Annotated in this window: 15 protein-coding genes and 1 pseudogene; 10 read left to right on the top strand and 6 right to left on the bottom strand. The window is 70.9% G+C overall.

Going from position 1 to position 16139, the window contains the following annotated elements:
• Positions 1–499: 499 nt before the first annotated feature.
• Together E5671_RS25510 and E5671_RS25505 are read right to left on the bottom strand one after the other, a co-directional pair.
• On the bottom strand, positions 500–1861 hold the full coding sequence (locus tag E5671_RS25510; protein WP_160506262.1) for an aspartate aminotransferase family protein: 1362 nt from the start codon (positions 1859–1861) through the stop codon (positions 500–502).
• Positions 1862–2074: 213 nt separating this feature from the next.
• Positions 2075–2557 (bottom strand): hypothetical protein, encoded by a 483-nt coding sequence (locus E5671_RS25505; protein WP_160506261.1) that lies wholly within the window; start codon positions 2555–2557, stop codon positions 2075–2077.
• Between the two features lie 72 nt (positions 2558–2629).
• On the opposite strand from E5671_RS25505, the pseudogene E5671_RS25500 reads away from it, so the two are divergent.
• Positions 2630–3322: pseudogene (locus E5671_RS25500) on the top strand (response regulator transcription factor); the annotation flags it as partial.
• Between the two features lie 302 nt (positions 3323–3624).
• The gene (locus E5671_RS25495) at positions 3625–4983 is read left to right on the top strand and encodes a sensor histidine kinase (protein ID WP_160506260.1); all 1359 of its coding nucleotides are present in this window, start codon (positions 3625–3627) and stop codon (positions 4981–4983) included.
• On the opposite strand, the gene E5671_RS25490 is transcribed toward E5671_RS25495, so the two are convergent.
• Entirely contained in the window at positions 4910–5728 is an 819-nt protein-coding gene (locus E5671_RS25490; protein ID WP_160506259.1) for a VTC domain-containing protein, read from the bottom strand. The genes E5671_RS25495 and E5671_RS25490 overlap by 74 nt on opposite strands.
• Positions 5725–6390, bottom strand: a complete 666-nt coding sequence (locus E5671_RS25485; protein WP_160506258.1) for a DUF4956 domain-containing protein — start codon at positions 6388–6390, stop codon at positions 5725–5727. Before E5671_RS25485 ends, E5671_RS25490 begins: the two co-directional genes overlap by 4 nt.
• Before the next feature lie 146 nt (positions 6391–6536).
• Between E5671_RS25485 and E5671_RS25480 the strand changes: the two genes are divergently transcribed.
• The 4 genes from E5671_RS25480 (at position 6537) to E5671_RS25465 (ending at position 8432) form a co-directional block, all read left to right on the top strand.
• Positions 6537–7133: a DJ-1/PfpI family protein gene (locus E5671_RS25480; RefSeq protein WP_160506257.1), complete on the top strand. Its 597-nt coding sequence runs from the start codon at positions 6537–6539 to the stop codon at positions 7131–7133.
• Positions 7130–7621, top strand: a complete 492-nt coding sequence (locus E5671_RS25475; RefSeq protein ID WP_443032690.1) for a MarR family winged helix-turn-helix transcriptional regulator — start codon at positions 7130–7132, stop codon at positions 7619–7621. The genes E5671_RS25480 and E5671_RS25475 overlap by 4 nt, the downstream gene beginning before the upstream one ends.
• An 89-nt stretch (positions 7622–7710) precedes the next feature.
• Complete coding sequence (locus E5671_RS25470) at positions 7711–8121, top strand: hypothetical protein (protein WP_160506256.1); 411 nt, start codon at positions 7711–7713, stop codon at positions 8119–8121.
• Entirely contained in the window at positions 8121–8432 is a 312-nt protein-coding gene (locus E5671_RS25465) for a transcriptional regulator (protein WP_237330239.1), read from the top strand. The genes E5671_RS25470 and E5671_RS25465 overlap by 1 nt, the downstream gene beginning before the upstream one ends.
• Before the next feature lie 121 nt (positions 8433–8553).
• On the opposite strand, the gene E5671_RS25460 is transcribed toward E5671_RS25465, so the two are convergent.
• Entirely contained in the window at positions 8554–9111 is a 558-nt protein-coding gene (locus E5671_RS25460; protein WP_160506255.1) for a hypothetical protein, read from the bottom strand.
• A 351-nt stretch (positions 9112–9462) separates the two neighbouring features.
• On the opposite strand from E5671_RS25460, the gene E5671_RS25455 reads away from it, so the two are divergent.
• From E5671_RS25455 to E5671_RS25445, 3 genes are all read left to right on the top strand, one after another.
• A complete protein-coding gene (locus E5671_RS25455; protein ID WP_160506254.1) occupies positions 9463–11367 on the top strand; it encodes a serine/threonine-protein kinase in 1905 nt (634 codons plus the stop codon).
• 125 nt (positions 11368–11492) lie between these two features.
• Positions 11493–13028, top strand: a complete 1536-nt coding sequence (locus E5671_RS25450) for a substrate-binding domain-containing protein (RefSeq protein WP_160506253.1) — start codon at positions 11493–11495, stop codon at positions 13026–13028.
• 92 nt (positions 13029–13120) lie between these two features.
• Positions 13121–13651 carry a hypothetical protein gene (locus tag E5671_RS25445; RefSeq protein ID WP_160506252.1) on the top strand — a complete coding sequence of 177 codons (531 nt, stop codon included), beginning with the start codon at positions 13121–13123 and terminating at the stop codon, positions 13649–13651.
• 88 nt (positions 13652–13739) lie between these two features.
• On the opposite strand, the gene E5671_RS25440 is transcribed toward E5671_RS25445, so the two are convergent.
• Entirely contained in the window at positions 13740–15023 is a 1284-nt protein-coding gene (locus tag E5671_RS25440; RefSeq protein WP_160506251.1) for an adenylosuccinate synthase, read from the bottom strand.
• Between the two features lie 131 nt (positions 15024–15154).
• Between E5671_RS25440 and E5671_RS25435 the strand changes: the two genes are divergently transcribed.
• Positions 15155–16012, top strand: a complete 858-nt coding sequence (locus E5671_RS25435; RefSeq protein ID WP_160506250.1) for a diacylglycerol kinase family protein — start codon at positions 15155–15157, stop codon at positions 16010–16012.
• Positions 16013–16139: the final 127 nt, after the last annotated feature.

The following is a 16139-nucleotide window of genomic DNA, read 5'->3' as shown; positions in this document are numbered from 1 at the left end:
GCGGGTTCGGGGGCTTTCCCGGGGCATCTCCCGGGGGCCGCTTTCGGGTGCGGGACCTCTCCCGAGGGCCGCTTTCGGGTGCGGGGCCGTCTCTGTTTGTGCCGCCGCTGCGCGGCGGATCTTTCCCGCCCACCCACCCGATTGCCCCGCGGGGTCGTTGCGGGGTCGTTGGTGGGCGGGGCGATCCGTTGCAGGGGGGGGCGGGTGGGGGTGTTCCGCCGCCGGTTACGGGGGGGGCTGGCGGGGGTGACCCGTCGCGGGTTACAGGTGGGTGGGCGGGGGTGACCCGCCGCCGGTCACGGGTGATTGGGCGGGGGTGACCCGCCGCCGGTCACGGGTGATTGGGCGGGGGTGACCCGCCGCCGGTCACGGGCCGGCGGGGGTGATCCACCCCGGGGCACGGGTTGCGGATCGGGGTGATCCGTCGTGGAGCGGCGGGTGGGGTGGGGTGGGGTGAACGTTGCTGATGGGCCCCGGGGCGGGGGTTCGGGCCCCGGGGTCAGGACACGTGCTCGTCCGCCACGCTCAGCGCAGCGTCCAGCGCCGCGAGGCCCTCCTTTGCCTCCGTGTCCGTGATGTTGCACGGCGGGACCACGTGGGTGCGGTTCATGTTGATGAAGGGCCACAGGCCCTGCTTCTTCGCGGCGGCGCCGAACGCCGCCATCGGGGCATTCGCCTCGCCCGTGGCGTTGTAGGGGACCAGTGGCTCGCGGGTCGTCTTGTCCTTGACCAGCTCCAGGGCCCAGAACATGCCGAGGCCACGGACCTCGCCGACGCTCGGGTGCCGCTCGGCGAGCTCCGCGAGGGCGGGGGCGATGATCTCCGACCCGACTCGGGCCGCGTTCTCGATCACTCCCTCCTCCTCCATGACGTTGATCGTCGCGACAGCCGCGGCGCAGGCCAGCGGGTGTCCGGAGTACGTCAGCCCGCCGGGGTACGGCCTGCGGGCGAACGTCTCGGCGATGGCAGAGGAGATCGCGACACCGCCGAGCGGGACGTAACCCGAGTTCACGCCCTTCGCGAAGGTGAGGAGATCGGGCACGATGCCGCCGTCGAAGTGGTCCGCGGCGAACCACTTGCCCGTACGGCCGAAGCCCGCCATCACCTCGTCGAGGATGAAGACGATGCCGAGGCGGTCGCAGATCTCCCGTACGCCCTTGAGGTAGCCCGGCGGCGGGGTCATGATGCCGGCGGTTCCGGGGACGGATTCCAGGATGATCGCCGCGATCGTCTGCGGGCCCTCGAAGGCGATGGTCTTTTCGAGGTGCTCCAGGGCGCGCTCGCACTCCTGCTGCTCGTTCTCGGCGTAGAAGGCGCTGCGGTAGAGGAACGGCGCCCAGAAGTGGACGACGCCCGCCGAGCCCGTGTCGGAGGCCCAGCGGCGGGGGTCGCCGGTGAGGTTGATCGCGGTGGAGGTGCCGCCGTGGTACGAGCGGTAGGCGGAGAGGACCTTGGGGCGGCCGGTGTGGAGGCGCGCCATGCGGGTCGCGTTCTCCACGGCTTCCGCGCCGCCGTTGGTGAAGAAGACCTTGTCCAGGTCGCCGGGGGTCCGCTCGGCGATGAGGCGTGCGGCCTCGGAGCGGGCTTCCACGGCGAAGGCGGGCGCGAAGGTCGTCATCTCCGCGGCCTGCTTCTGGATCGCGGCGACGACCTTCGGGTGCTGGTATCCGATGTTGGTGTAGACGAGGCCGCTGGTGAAGTCGAGGTAGCGGTTGCCGTCGTAGTCCCAGAAGTACGAGCCCTCGGCGCCGGCTACGGCGAGGGGGTCGATCAGCTCCTGTGCGGACCAGGAGTGGAACACGTGCGCGCGGTCCGCCGCCTTGACGGCGGCGCCGACCTGGGGGTTCGGCTGAGGGGTCATGTGGGTGAGGGTAAATGTCCACGATGCGGATGGGACATGGGCGGTCTGTTTCGCGGGGGCGGGGGGTACTGGACAGTGTGTCGGGCCGCCGGGGCGGGGGCCTTGAGTGGCGTCAATCACCGGCTCCGCCGAGTTCGTCCTCAAACGCCGGACGGGCTGAAAGACCAACCGCCGGACGGGCTGAAGAACCAAACGCCGGACGGGCTAAGAACGCTAGTCGTCCCCGTCCGCCACCACCCCTGCCCTCGGCTCCCCGCCCTCCCCGCACCGGATCTCGTACGGCAGATCCTCCTGCTCGTCGTCGTCGCTCGGTTCCGCCTCCAGGCGGGCCACCGCTGCCGGGCCCCGTTCCACGTCGTCGTCTATGTGGAAACCGTCCGCCGGGCTCCACGAGACGAGGTACACCGTCCCGTCCCCCCTGCACTCGACCGTCGCCGTCCCGCCCGTGAACCGCAGGGTCGACCGGTCGGGGGCCGTTTCCGCCGGCTTGCTCGGTGTGGCGGAGGACGGGGACGGCCGCTGCGGTGACGCCGATGTCGCCGCCAGCGCCCTCTCCACCGCGCCCTCGTCCAGGGGACGGCTGTGCGCCGCGTTCCCGCTGTCCGACGTGGCCAACTGCCAAGCGCCCAGCGCCCCGGCAGCCGTTCCCACCCCCACCCATGCCGCGGTCACCACCGCGCTCCGCCACTTCCTCATCCGGCCACTGTGCCGCACAGTTTCCTAACGCCCGGTTAAAGGCCGCCCAAGGCACCTGACTACGGTGGTTGTATGGCCCATCTTCTCGTCGTGGAGGACGATCCCCAGCTGCGCGGCGCCCTGGTGCGGGCTCTCCGCGACAAAGGGCACGCCGTCGCCACCGCGCCAAGCGGCATGGCGGGCCTGGACGCCGCGGTCACCAACCGCCCCGACCTCGTCGTACTCGACCTGGGGCTGCCGGACGTGGACGGCGCCCAGGTCCTCCGTATGCTCCGCGCCGTCAGCGACGTACCCGTCATCGTCGCCACCGCGCGCGACGATGAGCCGGAGATGGTGGCGATCCTTGAGAACGGGGCCGACGACTACATCGTCAAGCCGTTCGGCGCCGCCCAGCTGGACGCCCGCGTCAAGGCCGTCCTGCGCCGGCTCGGTGCGACCGACGTGGTGGAGGAGCCTCTGCGCGTCGGAGGTCTGGTCATTGACCCCGCCTCCCGTGACGTCACCCTCGACGGCGGCCCCCTGGACCTCACCCCCCGCGAGTTCGACCTCCTCGCCTACCTCGCCCACCGCCCCGGCCAAGTCGTCTCCCGCCGCGAACTCCTCGCCGAGGTGTGGCAACAACCCCTGGGCGGCGCCGACAAAACCGTCGATGTCCATCTCTCCTGGCTCCGCAGAAAACTGGGCGAGACGGCCCAGGCACCCCGCTATCTCCACACGGTCCGCACGGTGGGAGTGAAGCTCACAGCACCCGACGACGCACCAGCCCCCACACCCCCGCAGCCGCGCGACGCACGCGAGGGGACGTGCCGGTATGTCCGCCCGGAGCACGGCAAGCAGGACTCCCCAGCCGAAGCACACGACGCTCGGACCGAGATGGCGAGGACGGACATACCGGCGCGGCGCCGCCCCCAGAACAGCCCGGCGCCCCAGGACGGAGGCGAGCCGCCCCACGACGGAGAGGAACCCGGCGACAGCGAGGCGCCCGGCTCCGGGGAGGGGCCCCGCCACGGGGAAGGGTCCGCCCAAGACCCCGGCGAGGGTTCCGCCCAAGGCCCAGGGGCCGGCTGATGCGACGCAGCCTTCTGCTTCTCACCGCCGCCACCACCGCCCTCGTACTGACCGCCCTCCTCGTCCCCCTCACCCTCCTCACCCGCACCCACGCCGCCGACCGCACCACCGCCGAGGCCACCGCCCGTGCCCAGTGGGTGGCGCACGCTCTTGGGCCCGCTCTCGCCACCCCGGACGAGCGCGAGACCGCCGAGCAGACCGTGGAGAGCGTCAACACCCAGAATCTGCCGTCCACTTCACTCGTGCTCGGGGACGGCACCGTCATCGGGCCGGACCCCGGCCCCCAGGCCAAGGCCCGCGTCACGGACGCCATCCGCCTGGCCCGCACCGGCCGTGCCTTCACCTACGAACCCTCCACCGGCGGGCGGCAGGTCCTCGTGCCCGTCCAGGGCGCGGCCGGTGGCACCGCCGTCGTACAAGTCACGCTCACTCAACGGCAGTTGTACGCCGGCACCATGACCTCCTGGCTCGTCCTCGCCGGGATCGGGGTCGGCCTCGTCCTCATCGGGCTGCTCCTCGCCGACCGTCTCGGCGCGCGCCTGGTCGGCGCGGCCCGCCGCCTGGCCCGCACCGCGGACCGCCTCGCCGCGGGCGACCTCACCGCGCGCGCCACTCCCGAGGGCCCGCCCGAACTCCGCCTGGTCGCAGGTGAGCTGAACCGCCTCGCCACCCGCATCGACGAACTCCTCACCGCCGAACGCGAGAACGCCGCCGACCTCGCCCACCGACTCCGCACGCCCGTCGCCGCCCTCCGCCTGGACGCCGAGACCCTCCGCGACACAGAGGAGGCGCACCGCATCGCCGCCGACGTCGCCGCCCTGGAGCGGAGTGTCGATGATGTGATTCGCAAGGCCCGCCGTCCCTTCCGGGACGCCCCGTACGCCGACCTGGCCGCCGTGGCCCGCGAACGCGTGACGTTCTGGCTGCCGTTGGCCGAGGACCAGGGGCGTACGACGGAGGTGTCGGCCCAGCCACGGACGAACCCGGTTCCCGTCCCGGAGGACGACCTCGCCGCCGCCATCGACGCTCTCATCGGCAATGTCCTGGACCACACCCCCCAAGGCACCCCGTTCCGCATCACCGTCCACACCACCCCGGAGGGCACCGCCCAACTCACCGTCGCCGATGAGGGCCCCGGCCTCCCGCCGACGTACGCGGCGGAACGCGGCACCAGCGGCCGCGGCTCCACGGGCCTCGGCCTCGACATCGCCCGGCGGACGGCGCAGGACGCGGGCGGCACCTTCGACATCGCGTCGGACGCCACCCGTGGCACCCGCGTGACCCTCACCTTCCCGCAGGCGCCCCAGGCCCCGCGGCCCTCGGAAACGCGACCCGGACAGCCCGAGCCCACCGATTGATCCCCAACTCGGGCCGCAGCGCCGCGAAACCACCGCAGTACTTCGTGAACTCCGCGGCCCGCACCCCGTACCGGTGAAGCACCCGGTCCGCCTCCGTCAGATGCCCCTGCGTCTTCGTCTCCACCAGGACGAGCCCGGAGTCCGCCTCCACCGACCGCCCCCTGGCCACGTCCCGCACCACGAGCCCCGCGTCGCACGTGATCCGCTGGCCGTCGGCCACGAACGTCGCCCGCTGGTACTCCGTGACGAGCGCCTTCGTCAGGCCGCCCGGCGCCTCGATCCCGTACGAACCCCTCAGCACCCCCGCGAGGAACCCCTGCCGCTCGGCGTCGAGCACGCGGTCGTCGCCTTCGAGTCGCTGCCGGTGCTTGACCGTCTCGCCGCGGCCGCTCTTCAGCTTGATCTCGAACTGCCGCTCACCACTGTCCTGGTAGACCCGCTCACGGATGCGGTAGCGCAGCCGCCTGCCCTGCCGGTGGTGGTGGTAGGTCAGCAGCTCAGGGGTGTCGTAGTACGTCGAGTGATAGCTGAACCAGCGCTTCCCGCCGATGCTCAGCGCCCGGAAGGGACCCGAGGCGCGGCGCGGATCGGTGAGCAGCGCCGCCAGGTCGTCGAAGATCTCGACCGGCACGAGATAGCTGTTGTCGTAGCGGGCGAGCAGCTCCGCCCGTGCGTTGACCTCGTCGAGGGAGATGGGGTGCGCGGCGAGCGCGGCCCGTCCGATGGCGCGTACGGCGGGGTTCACACGGTCTCCTTCTGGTGGGGGACGGCAGGCGTGCGTGACCGGGTCGTGCGGCGTCGTGGTGCTGTACGTGTGAACTCCCCAGCCCGCTCGGAAGGTTCCGGCTGCCGGAAGCGGACTTCCAGAACCATGAGGTCACGTACGTAGTCGACCTCCTGGACGGTCCAGCCGAGCGGCTCCCCCAGGCGCCGCGCCAGCTCGGCCCGGAGCGCGGTCTCCTCCCGGTACACGGCGTCCAGAGTGATGACGGCACGCCGGTCACCGGCGAAGAGGCGGGGGTGGTCGGCGCCGTACATCACCAGGAGCAGCACGGCCGCGAGCCCGGCGGCGACCGGCAGGCCGAGGCCCGGAAGCCCGCAGAGGAGGCCGAGGACGAGAGTGATGAAGTAGTACGCGACTTCCTGGTGCTGCAGGGCGTCCGAGCGGAGCCGCACGATCGAAAGCACCCCGAAGAGCCCGAAGCCGAGCGCGAGTCCGCCGTTGCCGCCGGCGCTCGCGAGGGCGGAGACGACCGCGAAGAGCGCGACGTTCAGGGCGAGATAGGCGGGGACCAACTCCCGCCTGCGGTGCCGTGGATAGAAGACCCCGAAGGTCAGCAGGGTCACGGCCACCAGGTCGAGGCCGAGGTGGGCGGCCATCTGTCCGAGGTTCTCTGCGCTGTCCATGACCAGGACGCTAGGGATCGGCGGGTTAAGGCCGCCCCTGGTGAGGGTTAACGAGCCGACGCACCCTCCGGCTCTTGACAGCATGCTGTCGTAATGACAGCATGCTTACATAACAGCTCGACGGAGCCCAGCCAACGGAGGCAGCCATGTCCCGCAAGCCCGCGCACCTCGCCGTTTACGACACGCTCGCCGACTGGGAGACCGGATACGCCACCGCGTTCCTCGCCCGCGACGGGTACGAGATCCGCACCGTCGCCGCGGACTCGCTCGACCCGGTCACCACGGCGGGCGGCGTCCGCATCCAGCCCGACCTGACCCTCGCCGAGCTGCGGCCCGATGACAGCGCGCTGCTGATCCTGCCGGGCGCCGACCTGTGGGACACCGGCGACGACCTCGCCCCCTTCGGCCGCGCGGCCCGCGCCTTCCTCGACGCGGACGTGCCGGTCGCCGCGATCTGCGGGGCCACCGCCGGGCTCGCCCGGGAAGGGCTGCTCGACGAGCGCGCGCACACCAGCGCGGTGTCGTTCTACCTCGCGGCCACCGGCTACAAGGGCGGCGAGCGGTACGTCGACGTGGACGCCGTCACCGACGGCGGACTCACCACGGCGGGGCCGACCGAGCCGGTGGCCTTCGCCCGCGAGATCCTCGGGCGGCTCGGCGCCTTCGAGGGCGAGAAGCTCGACGCCTGGTACCGCCTGTTCCACGACTCGGACGCGTCCGCGTACGAGGTGCTGGAGTCGTGAGCGACGACCAGCGCCGCGCACCGGAGGAGAAGGTGCGGGAGCAGCAGGAGCTGTTCTCCCGCACCGCCATCGGCGTCTTCCGGCTCAACGGCCAATTGCTCTCCGTGGCGGACGAGTTGGCGAAGCCGGGCGGTCTCACCGCCGCCTGGTGGCAGGTCCTCGGCGCCGTCCTGCGCGAGCCGCTGCCCGTCGCCGGGATCGCCCGCGCGATGGGCGTCACCCGGCAGAGCGTGCAGCGCATCGCCGACCTGCTGGTGCGGCGCGGCCTCGCCGAGTACGTACCCAACCCCGCCCACCGCCGCGCCAAGCTCCTGCGCCCCACGGACGAGGGCCTGGCAGCCGTCCAGAGGATCAGCCCCGGCCACGCGGACGTGGCCGCCCGGCTCGCGGACGCGCTCGGCGAGGAGGAATTCGCCGAGACGGTACGGGTCCTGGAGCGACTGTCCGGCGCCCTGACCGAGACGGTCGCGGCGCAGGAGCTCCAGTAAGTTGCGTGTTTGCCAAGTGAGTGCGAGGATCGCAAGTGAACGATTCGCACGACCTTGAACGATTCGCACGACCTTGGGGGGGGTTCCACATGGACCCACAGACCGCAGCCGACCAGCTCGCCACCGCCGAGCAGGCACCCACTCTCAACCGGCCCGCCTCGACAGGTGAGCGTGTGGGGGGAGTGGTGTCAGTAGCCGCGTTGTTCGGCGCCCTGTGGGCGGCTGCCGAACTGAAGGCGCCGCTTGTACTCGGCATCCCGGTGTGCCTGGCAGGGCTGGCAGTCGTGGTCGGCTGGAACTACTTCCACCGCGAGCGCGCCCTTCGCCGCCCCCACACCCCTCTGGAGAGCGGGCTCGGAATTGCGGCCGGCTTCCTGCTGGGCCTTCCGGCGGGCAATGTCCTATGGGACACCCCGGACTCCACCATAGGCATCGTGGTCCCGGCCGCGTTTCCCGCGCTGGCCCTGCTGGGCTACTTGGTGTCGCGGTGGAGGGTCTGATGACCGAAGAGGGGCAACACCGGCAGGCGCTGACCACGCTGATGCATTCGCCGGTGCGACTGGCCGTGCTCGGCACCCTACGGCGCGTGCACAACGCGTCGTTCGCTGATCTGTGTGAGGCTCTCGAACTGGATTCGCCAGAGCTCTCACGGCAGTTGCGCGTCCTGGAGGAAGCGGGTGTGGTGGAGCTGGCCAAGCTGCGCAGCGGCCGAGAACGACGTGTGCGCACTTTCGTGCGCCTGTCCGACGACGGGCGCGCACGCTTCGAAGACTACCTCGCGCACCTGCGGGCCCTGGTTGGCGAAAGCTGACGGAACTCAAATGGCGGAAAGGGGGCGAGGCTTGATGACCGCGCCCCCTTTTGCCAGTGCCGGATCAGGCGATTGCCGTGCCGGATCAGGCGACTAGTTCAGCTGGTTCAGCACGCGGCTGTCAGGCCCACGGGGTGGCGCACCAGACGGCGTAGGTGCCGAGCGAGGCGGCCAGGCCGGCGACGCCGCCCTTGACGCCCACCTTGATGCCTCGCTTGGCGGCCTCCTTGATGATCAGCTTGGCCGCGTCCGTGAAGTGCTTCTTCTTCAGCTTGGCCGTGATGGCCGCGGTGGCGCCGCCCAGGCCGCCGAGGCCGACACCCTTGAGCAGGCACGAGGTGTAGCTGGCGTAGACGCCCACGGGGATGTCGCCGCTGATCTTGGCCTGGATCGCGTCGGCGAACTCGGCGCCGAACTCGGCGCGGGTCTTGGCGTAGTCGAACTCTCCCGCCTCGTTGAGGACATCGCCGTTCTCAAGGGCCTGGAGGTAGCGGGCCAGTTCATCGACCTGCTCGGTGGTGGGCTCACCGTCGATGCCGGTGTTCTGGGCCGCGGTGCCGGTGCTCTCGGCTTCGGGCGCCTCGGAGGCGTTCGCGGTACCGATGCCGGTAAAGGCGACAGCACCGGCCACCACGGTGGAAATCACAGTCGTGCGAAAGCGCAGAACGCTGCGGTTCACGTAAAATCCTTAGTGCGTTGAAATGCGCACGAGGTGAGGCCCGGTGATGCTGTCGCGGCCTGCGAAACCTGATGGCATCGCCGGCCTCCCCCCGTGCATCGTCATATTCCCGAATTGGCCTGGACCATCCGGGATGGGCGAGAAAGACGTTAACGCCCCTCAGGGAACAGTTCAATTTGTCGCAAAGTGATGCCCCTCACCGGCAGATTGCGGAACGCCCGAGGCCTCGCAGCCGTCGCACCGCCGCGGAACAACCCGTTACGGAGCCGTAGCGGGCAGTACGTGCCCCGATGTCCTACCACCCCACTATCCTCGATCTGTTGCACACCAACGGGGGAGGTCGGCGCGACGATGGAGAAGCTCGGGCCCGGGGATCCACAGCGAATAGGCGCCTATCGGCTGCTCGCGCGACTCGGCGCGGGCGGCATGGGGCACGTCTATCTCGCGCGATCCGACCGGGGACGTACGGTCGCGGTGAAGCTGGTGCGTGAAGAGCTCGCCGAGCAGGAGGAGTTCAGGAACCGCTTCCGGCAGGAAGTGCAGGCGGCACGGCGGGTCGGCGGCGCGTGGACGGCGCCGGTGCTCGACGCGGACACCGAGGCGACGATCCCCTGGCTGGCCACGGGGTATGTCGCGGGGCCCTCCCTCCAGAGCGTCATCTCGCACGACCACGGGCCGCTGCCCGAGCGGTCCGTGAAGATACTGGCGGCCGGGCTCGCCAACGCCCTCAAGGACATCCACGCGGCGGGCCTCATCCACCGCGACCTCAAACCGTCGAACGTACTCGTCACCATCGACGGACCCCGCGTCATCGACTTCGGCATCGCCCGCGCCCTCGAAACGGTGACCGACGGCGGCCTGACCCGCACCGGCGCGCTCGTCGGTTCGCCCGGCTTCATGGCGCCCGAGCAGGTGCGGGGCGACCGGATCACCCCGGCGTGCGATGTCTTCTGCCTGGGTTCGGTCCTCGCGTACGCGGCTTCGGGCGCGCTGCCGTTCGGCACGGCCAACAGCGGTGTGCACGCGCTGATGTTCCGTATCGCGCAGGAGGAACCGGACCTGGAGGGGCTGCCGGAGGAGCTGGCCGAGCTGGTCGGCGACTGCCTGCGCAAGAACCCCGCGGACCGGCCGACGCTGGAGCAGGTCCTTGAGCGGACGGGCGCGGAGGACACCCTCGGCGACGGCGGCCGGACGCGGGACCCCTGGCTGCCGGGCGCGCTGGTGGCCCAACTGGGGCGTCATGCCGTGCAGTTGCTCGACACGGAGAACCCTGATGAGGGCGGGGTCGGCGCATCCAAGGCGGCCGGAGCGGACACCGGAGCGGCACCCGGTGCGGCGGCAGCCGCCGGAACTGCGGCTGCCGGCGCCTCTGCTGCCGCCTCCCCCGAGGGCAGCGGGGCCAGGCATGACCCCGCCGACGGCGACACCCCGCCGCCGCCCGGTAAGCCGGGCGAGGCGGCCCCCTTGGACCACCTCCCCACGATGATCACCGGCCAGACCCCGCCGCCCACACCCCCGCCGGGCCCGGCGTACGGCTATCCCCAGCACCCCCAGCCGCAGCAACACCCCCAGCAACCGCCGCCCGGCTACGGCTACCCCCAGCAGGGCCCGTACGGCCCCACACCTCCGTACGGCCCCCTCGTCCACCCTCAGGGCCAGCCCCCGCGCCGCAGCGGTCGGTCCACCGCCGCGCTCATCGCGGTGGCCGTCATAGTGGCCATAGGAGCGGGCGGCACGGTGTACGCGGTGATGAAGGGCGACGGCACCACGAAGGCGGGCGGCACGAACTCCAAGTCGCCGTCCAGCAACGCGCCTTCGACGCCGGGGACGCCGAGCGAGGACGGTTCGTCGGAGCCCGGGACGACGCCCACCTCCCCCGCATCCAAGGAGGAGGACGAGGAGGGCACGATCCCGGACAAGTTCCTCGGCACCTGGAGCGGGTCCATCCAGAACAACCTGGGTCACAATTCCCGGCGCCTGGTCCTCCAGCAGGGCGAGGTCGGCGACACCGTCGTCTCGATCACGGCGGACGGCCCGACCGACACGGGCGGCACGTACCACTGCGTGTTCCAGGGCAAGTTGGAGTCGGCGAGCGGCAACACCCTGCGCATCGGACCGACGGACGTGATCGTCGGGCAGCCCGCGAGCTCCTGCAAGCCGGGCCAGGCGAGCACGGTGACGCTGCTCTCGAACGGCAGGCTGCACCGGGAGAACACGGGCACGGACAAGGGGCTGACATACGACAAGGAGGACTGAGCCCGCGAGGAGAGACAGACATGAACTCGCTTCCCCGCGCCCGTAGTTGAACCCCGGGCGAACAGATCCCGTCCGGACGGACAAGGGCTGCCCGACGGCCCTTCCCGCCGCCTACCGTGCCGCCCATGAACTGGTTGAGCACCGAAAACATCATCGCCGTGCTCGCCATCCTGGTCGGCATCGCCGGCGCGTTCGTCCCCGTGCTGCTCGAACGCCGCGTACCGCGCCGCAAGCGCATCGGCTACCGCAAGCAGATGGACACGGCGATAGGCGACAACGTCCGTACGGGCGACGCGAACGCGCGCCTCGGCCTCTTCGACGAGGCCCCCGAGATGTCGGACGCGACGCTGGTGCTGCTCCGCGTCGAGAACGACGGCTCGCTGCCGATCGACGTGGCCGACTACACGGGCCGTTCGTCGCACGGCCTGACGGCGGTCTTCGAGAGCCGCACGATCCGCGCGGTGGCGGTGACGCTGCCGCCCGAAGCCGACCATCTGATGGAGCACTTCGCGCCCGGCACGGGTCTCGGTTACGAGTCCGGCAGGCTGCACATCCCGCGCGTCCCGCTCAACCGAGGTGAGTACTACAAGCTCCTGGTCCTGCTGACCGGCGGCCCCGTGGACAGCGGCTACACGGTCATCGGCGGCATCCAGGGCGGCGAGACCCACGAGAACCACAGCGCGGCGCCCGACGAGAAGCCCCCGGTGTTCAGCAGGCTCTCGCAGCGGGTGGCCATCGCGCTGAGCCTGGTGATCCTCGGCCTCGCGGGCCTCATCCTGCGCCCCGACACCCAGCCGCCGCCCTCGTACTGCGAGAAGGGCAGCCTCACCTTGACCGGATCGACCGCGTTCGAGCCGGTGGCCACCGAGCTCGCGGACAAGTACATGAAGGACTGCGAGGGCTCGGACATCGAGGTGAGCGCGCACGGAAGCCGGGGCGGCGTACGGGAGTTGGCCGCGACGGACGCCGAACCCGGCGAGGGCTCACCACCGGTGATCGCTTTCTCCGACGGGCCGCGCCCCGGAAGCTACACGCAGCTGAGCGAGACGCGGGTGGCGGTCTCGCTGTTCGCCCTCGTCCTGAACGACAAGGTGCCGGTCAAGAACCTCTCCACGAGGGACGTCCGCCGCCTCTTCACCGGCGAGATCCGCAACTGGAAGGAGCTGCGGGGCGGCCCCGACCTGCCGGTGGTCCTGGTCAGCCGTGGGTCGAGCTCCGGCACGCGGGTCACCCTCCAGCAGCGGGTCCTCAAGGGGGCGTCGGAGATGCAGGAGTCCTCCAGCGACTGCCTGACCAAGGACATGAGCACGTCCGCCCCGGTCGTCCGCTGCGAACTCGACGAGACGGAGCAGGTTCTGGACACCGTCGCCGACGTCCCGGGCGCGATCGGCTACAGCGAACTCCGCAAGACGACCACGCTCAAGAACACGCACCGACTGAACCTGAACGGCCACGCCCCCTCCATCGACGGCATCCAGTCCAGCGGCTACCCCTACCGCGAGATCGAGTACGCCTACACCTACGGCAGCCCGCCCGCCGACTCCCTGGCGTCGAGCTTCCTCGCGTACGCACTCCGCGGAAACGGCCAGGACGTGATCCGCACCCACGGCCATCTGCCGTGCGAGACGCCGGTGGGGCTGCGGATGTGCGGGGAGACGTGAGCCCCAAGGCCTGTCGGTCCTAGCCCGTACGGCGGAGGAACATCGGCCGCGGCGTCGATCCCCCGCGGAACACGTCCCGCCACGCTGGAGGCATGACCACGACATACGCAGTGCGTGACGACGAGACGGCAGCGACGGAAACCCGACACCGCGTCCCGGTCTGGGCCGAGTGGATCGCGCACGCCATCCCCCTCGTCGTCCTCCCCGTCTGCATCTGGCGGCTGCCCATCGGCTTCGGGTACGGGATGGGCGGGGAGGGTCTCGACCCCGCGTGGTTCAACATCCCCTACGTCCTCGGGCTCAGCATCCTCAGCGAGCTCTTCGCGCACCTCTCCTTCGGACTCGTACGGGGATGGGGCGAGGTCGTGCCCTCGTGGGTGCCGCGGCTCGGTGGGCGCCGCGTGCCGGTCGCCGCCGCCGTCGTGCCCGCGACGATCGGTGGGCTCGCACTCACCGCCATCGGCGTCGAGTGGCTGGTCACGGCCATCGGAGAGGGGCCCGGCGCCTGGCCCTACGCCGAAGGCTGGGACGTGCTCGCGATGACCGTCAGCGGCCTGATGACCCTGTGGGGCCCGCTGCTCCTCGTCCTCACCTACGCGTACTACCGCCGCCGTCGCGCGTGACCGGACGAACGGAAGGGGCGCCCCGGCCAGGCCGGGGCGCCCCTTCGTCGTACAGCGAGCGCTGTTGAGCAGCCGCCCGCAGCCGCCCTTAGACGAACGAGTTGATCTCGATCGTCTCCGTGCGGCCCGGTCCCACGCCGATCGCGGAGATCGGGGCGCCGGACATCTCCTCCAGGGCCTTCACGTAACCCTGCGCGTTCTTCGGCAGGTCGGAGAAGGTCTGGGCCTTGGTGATGTCCTCGGACCAGCCGGGGAGGTACTCGTAGACGGGCTTCGCGTGGTGGAAGTCCGTCTGGTTGTACGGGAGTTCCTCGACGCGCTTGCCGTCGATCTCGTACGCGACGCAGACCGGGATCTGCTCCCAGCCCGTCAGGACGTCCAGCTTCGTGAGGAAGAAGTCCGTCAGGCCGTTCACACGGGTCGCGTAACGCGCGATCGGCGCGTCGAACCAGCCGCAGCGGCGGTCACGGCCGGTGGTGACACCGCGCTCGCCACCGATGCGGCGCAGGTCCTCGCCGTCCTGGTCGAAGAGCTCCGTCGGGAACGGGCCCGCGCCGACACGCGTGGTGTAGGCCTTCAGGATGCCGATGACGCGGCTGATCTTCGTCGGGCCGACGCCCGTACCCGTGCAGGCGCCGCCCGCGGTCGGGTTCGAGGAGGTGACGAAGGGGTACGTGCCGTGGTCCACGTCCAGGAGCGTGCCCTGACCGCCCTCGAAGAGGACGACCTTGTCCTCGTCGAGCGCGTTGTTGAGGATCAGGGTGGTGTCGGCGACGTACTGCTTGATGTTCTCGCCGTGCTCAAGGAGCTGCTCGACGATCTGGCCGACCTCGATGGCGCGGCGGTTGTACAGCTTGGTGAGGAGCTGGTTCTTGATCTCGAGAGCCGCCTCGACCTTCTGCTCCAGGATCGACTGGTCGTAGAGGTCCTGGACGCGGATGCCGGTGCGGTTGATCTTGTCGGCGTACGTCGGGCCGATGCCACGGCCGGTCGTGCCGATCTTGCGCTTGCCGAGGAAGCGCTCCGTCACCTTGTCGACGGTCACGTTGTACGGCGTGATGATGTGCGCGTTACCGCTGATCAGCAGCTTCGACGTGTCGACGCCGCGCTCGTTCAGACCGCTCAGCTCGGAGAGCAGGACCGACGGGTCGACGACGACTCCATTGCCGATGACAGGCACGCAGTCCGGGGAGAGAATCCCGGAAGGGAGGAGATGCAGCGCGTACTTCTGGTCGCCTACGACGACCGTGTGGCCGGCGTTGTTGCCGCCCTGGTATCGCACTACATAGTCCACGGAGCCACCGAGCAGGTCGGTGGCCTTTCCCTTGCCTTCGTCACCCCACTGAGCACCGAGCAGCACAAGTGCGGGCACAGGCGTACACCCCTTCCGGGCGGGGCATGTCCAAGGTCAGGGGCCGTAGCCGCCATATGGGTGTGCCTTGGATGCTGCCCCGGAATAGACGAAGCCCCTGGCGCAATAGCGCAAGGGGCTCTTGCACAAAGATGCTACCCGAGGACTCAGAAAAGGGGCGCACGTTGTCGGCTCGCGACCAGCTGCTCGTCGTCATCGACCCGGTCGCCCGGCGCACGGACGGTGAGTCGGTACGGATCGCGAAGGATGTGCTCGGCGCGGGTGCGGCCATCCGGATCTGCCTGCCGGAAGGGCCCGAGGACTTCGCGAAAGCCCTGGCCAGGAGGGGTGCGCGACGTCCTGTAGTGATCGGTGACGACCGGGCGCTGCTGCGTGCCGTCACGGCGTTGCACCGCGAGCGCGAGCTCGATTCGTGCGCGGTTTCGGTCGTTCCCGTCGGGGCCGCCCAAGCACTTTCCCGGGCCCTCGGAGTGCCGCTCGGCGCCGTCGCGGCGGCCCGTGCGGTGCTCGAAGGGGCCGAGCGGCGGCTTGATCTGCTCGTGGACGACAGCGACGGTGTGGTGCTCGGGACGCTGCGGATCCCGCCCGTGGTCTCGGCGGCCGCCGGGGGCACGGCGGTGGACGGCCGCCCCTGGCTGCGCACGTGCCAGTCCTTCGTACGCACCCTTGCGCGCCCCGCACGCGTGGCGTCGGCGCCGGGCCCCGCGCCCGCGCGGCTGCGGGTGGAGGCGGACGGGGTGCTCGTGGTGGACCTGGACCAGCCGGTGGAGGGCGTGTCGGTGCGTCCGGGGGCCGACGGTCTCGCGGAGGTCGAGGTGCGGCCGACATCGGTGGGCGCGGCGGCCGAGGCGCTGCGGGCGCGGGCGCGGACGATCACCGTGTCCGGGGCGGATTTCCGCTACCGGGCGGATGCGGTGGTCGGGGGGCCTGTGCGGACGCGGACGTGGTCGGTGCGGGCCAGTGCCTGGGGCTTGATGCTGCCCAGGTGACCGCCGCGGTCTCGGCACCCGGGATCAGGCCCACTGTCCTTCGGGTGCGGCGCCGTTTCCTCTGGCCCGCCGCTTCGCGGCGGATCTTTCCCGCCCACCCACCCGATTGCCCCGGGGTGATCGGGTG

It is taken from the genome of Streptomyces sp. BA2, assembly GCF_009769735.1.
Lineage (GTDB): Bacteria > Actinomycetota > Actinomycetes > Streptomycetales > Streptomycetaceae > Streptomyces.
Note: the sequence above shows the minus strand (reverse complement) of the source record. Positions and strands in the feature narration are given on the sequence as shown.

Bases quoted from the DNA above. Each gene is read 5' to 3' on its own strand.
- E5671_RS25510 (WP_160506262.1), bottom strand. From the start codon at position 1,861: ATGACCCCTCAGCCGAACCCCCAGGTCGGCGCCGCCGTCAAGGCGGCG.
- E5671_RS25505 (WP_160506261.1), bottom strand. From the start codon at position 2,557: ATGAGGAAGTGGCGGAGCGCGGTGGTGACCGCGGCATGGGTGGGGGTG.
- E5671_RS25495 (WP_160506260.1), top strand. From the start codon at position 3,625: ATGCGACGCAGCCTTCTGCTTCTCACCGCCGCCACCACCGCCCTCGTA.
- E5671_RS25485 (WP_160506258.1), bottom strand. From the start codon at position 6,390: ATGGACAGCGCAGAGAACCTCGGACAGATGGCCGCCCACCTCGGCCTC.
- E5671_RS25480 (WP_160506257.1), top strand. From the start codon at position 6,537: ATGTCCCGCAAGCCCGCGCACCTCGCCGTTTACGACACGCTCGCCGAC.
- E5671_RS25470 (WP_160506256.1), top strand. From the start codon at position 7,711: ATGGACCCACAGACCGCAGCCGACCAGCTCGCCACCGCCGAGCAGGCA.
- E5671_RS25465 (WP_237330239.1), top strand. From the start codon at position 8,121: ATGACCGAAGAGGGGCAACACCGGCAGGCGCTGACCACGCTGATGCAT.
- E5671_RS25455 (WP_160506254.1), top strand. From the start codon at position 9,463: ATGGAGAAGCTCGGGCCCGGGGATCCACAGCGAATAGGCGCCTATCGG.
- E5671_RS25450 (WP_160506253.1), top strand. From the start codon at position 11,493: ATGAACTGGTTGAGCACCGAAAACATCATCGCCGTGCTCGCCATCCTG.
- E5671_RS25445 (WP_160506252.1), top strand. From the start codon at position 13,121: ATGACCACGACATACGCAGTGCGTGACGACGAGACGGCAGCGACGGAA.
- E5671_RS25435 (WP_160506250.1), top strand. From the start codon at position 15,155: ATGCTACCCGAGGACTCAGAAAAGGGGCGCACGTTGTCGGCTCGCGAC.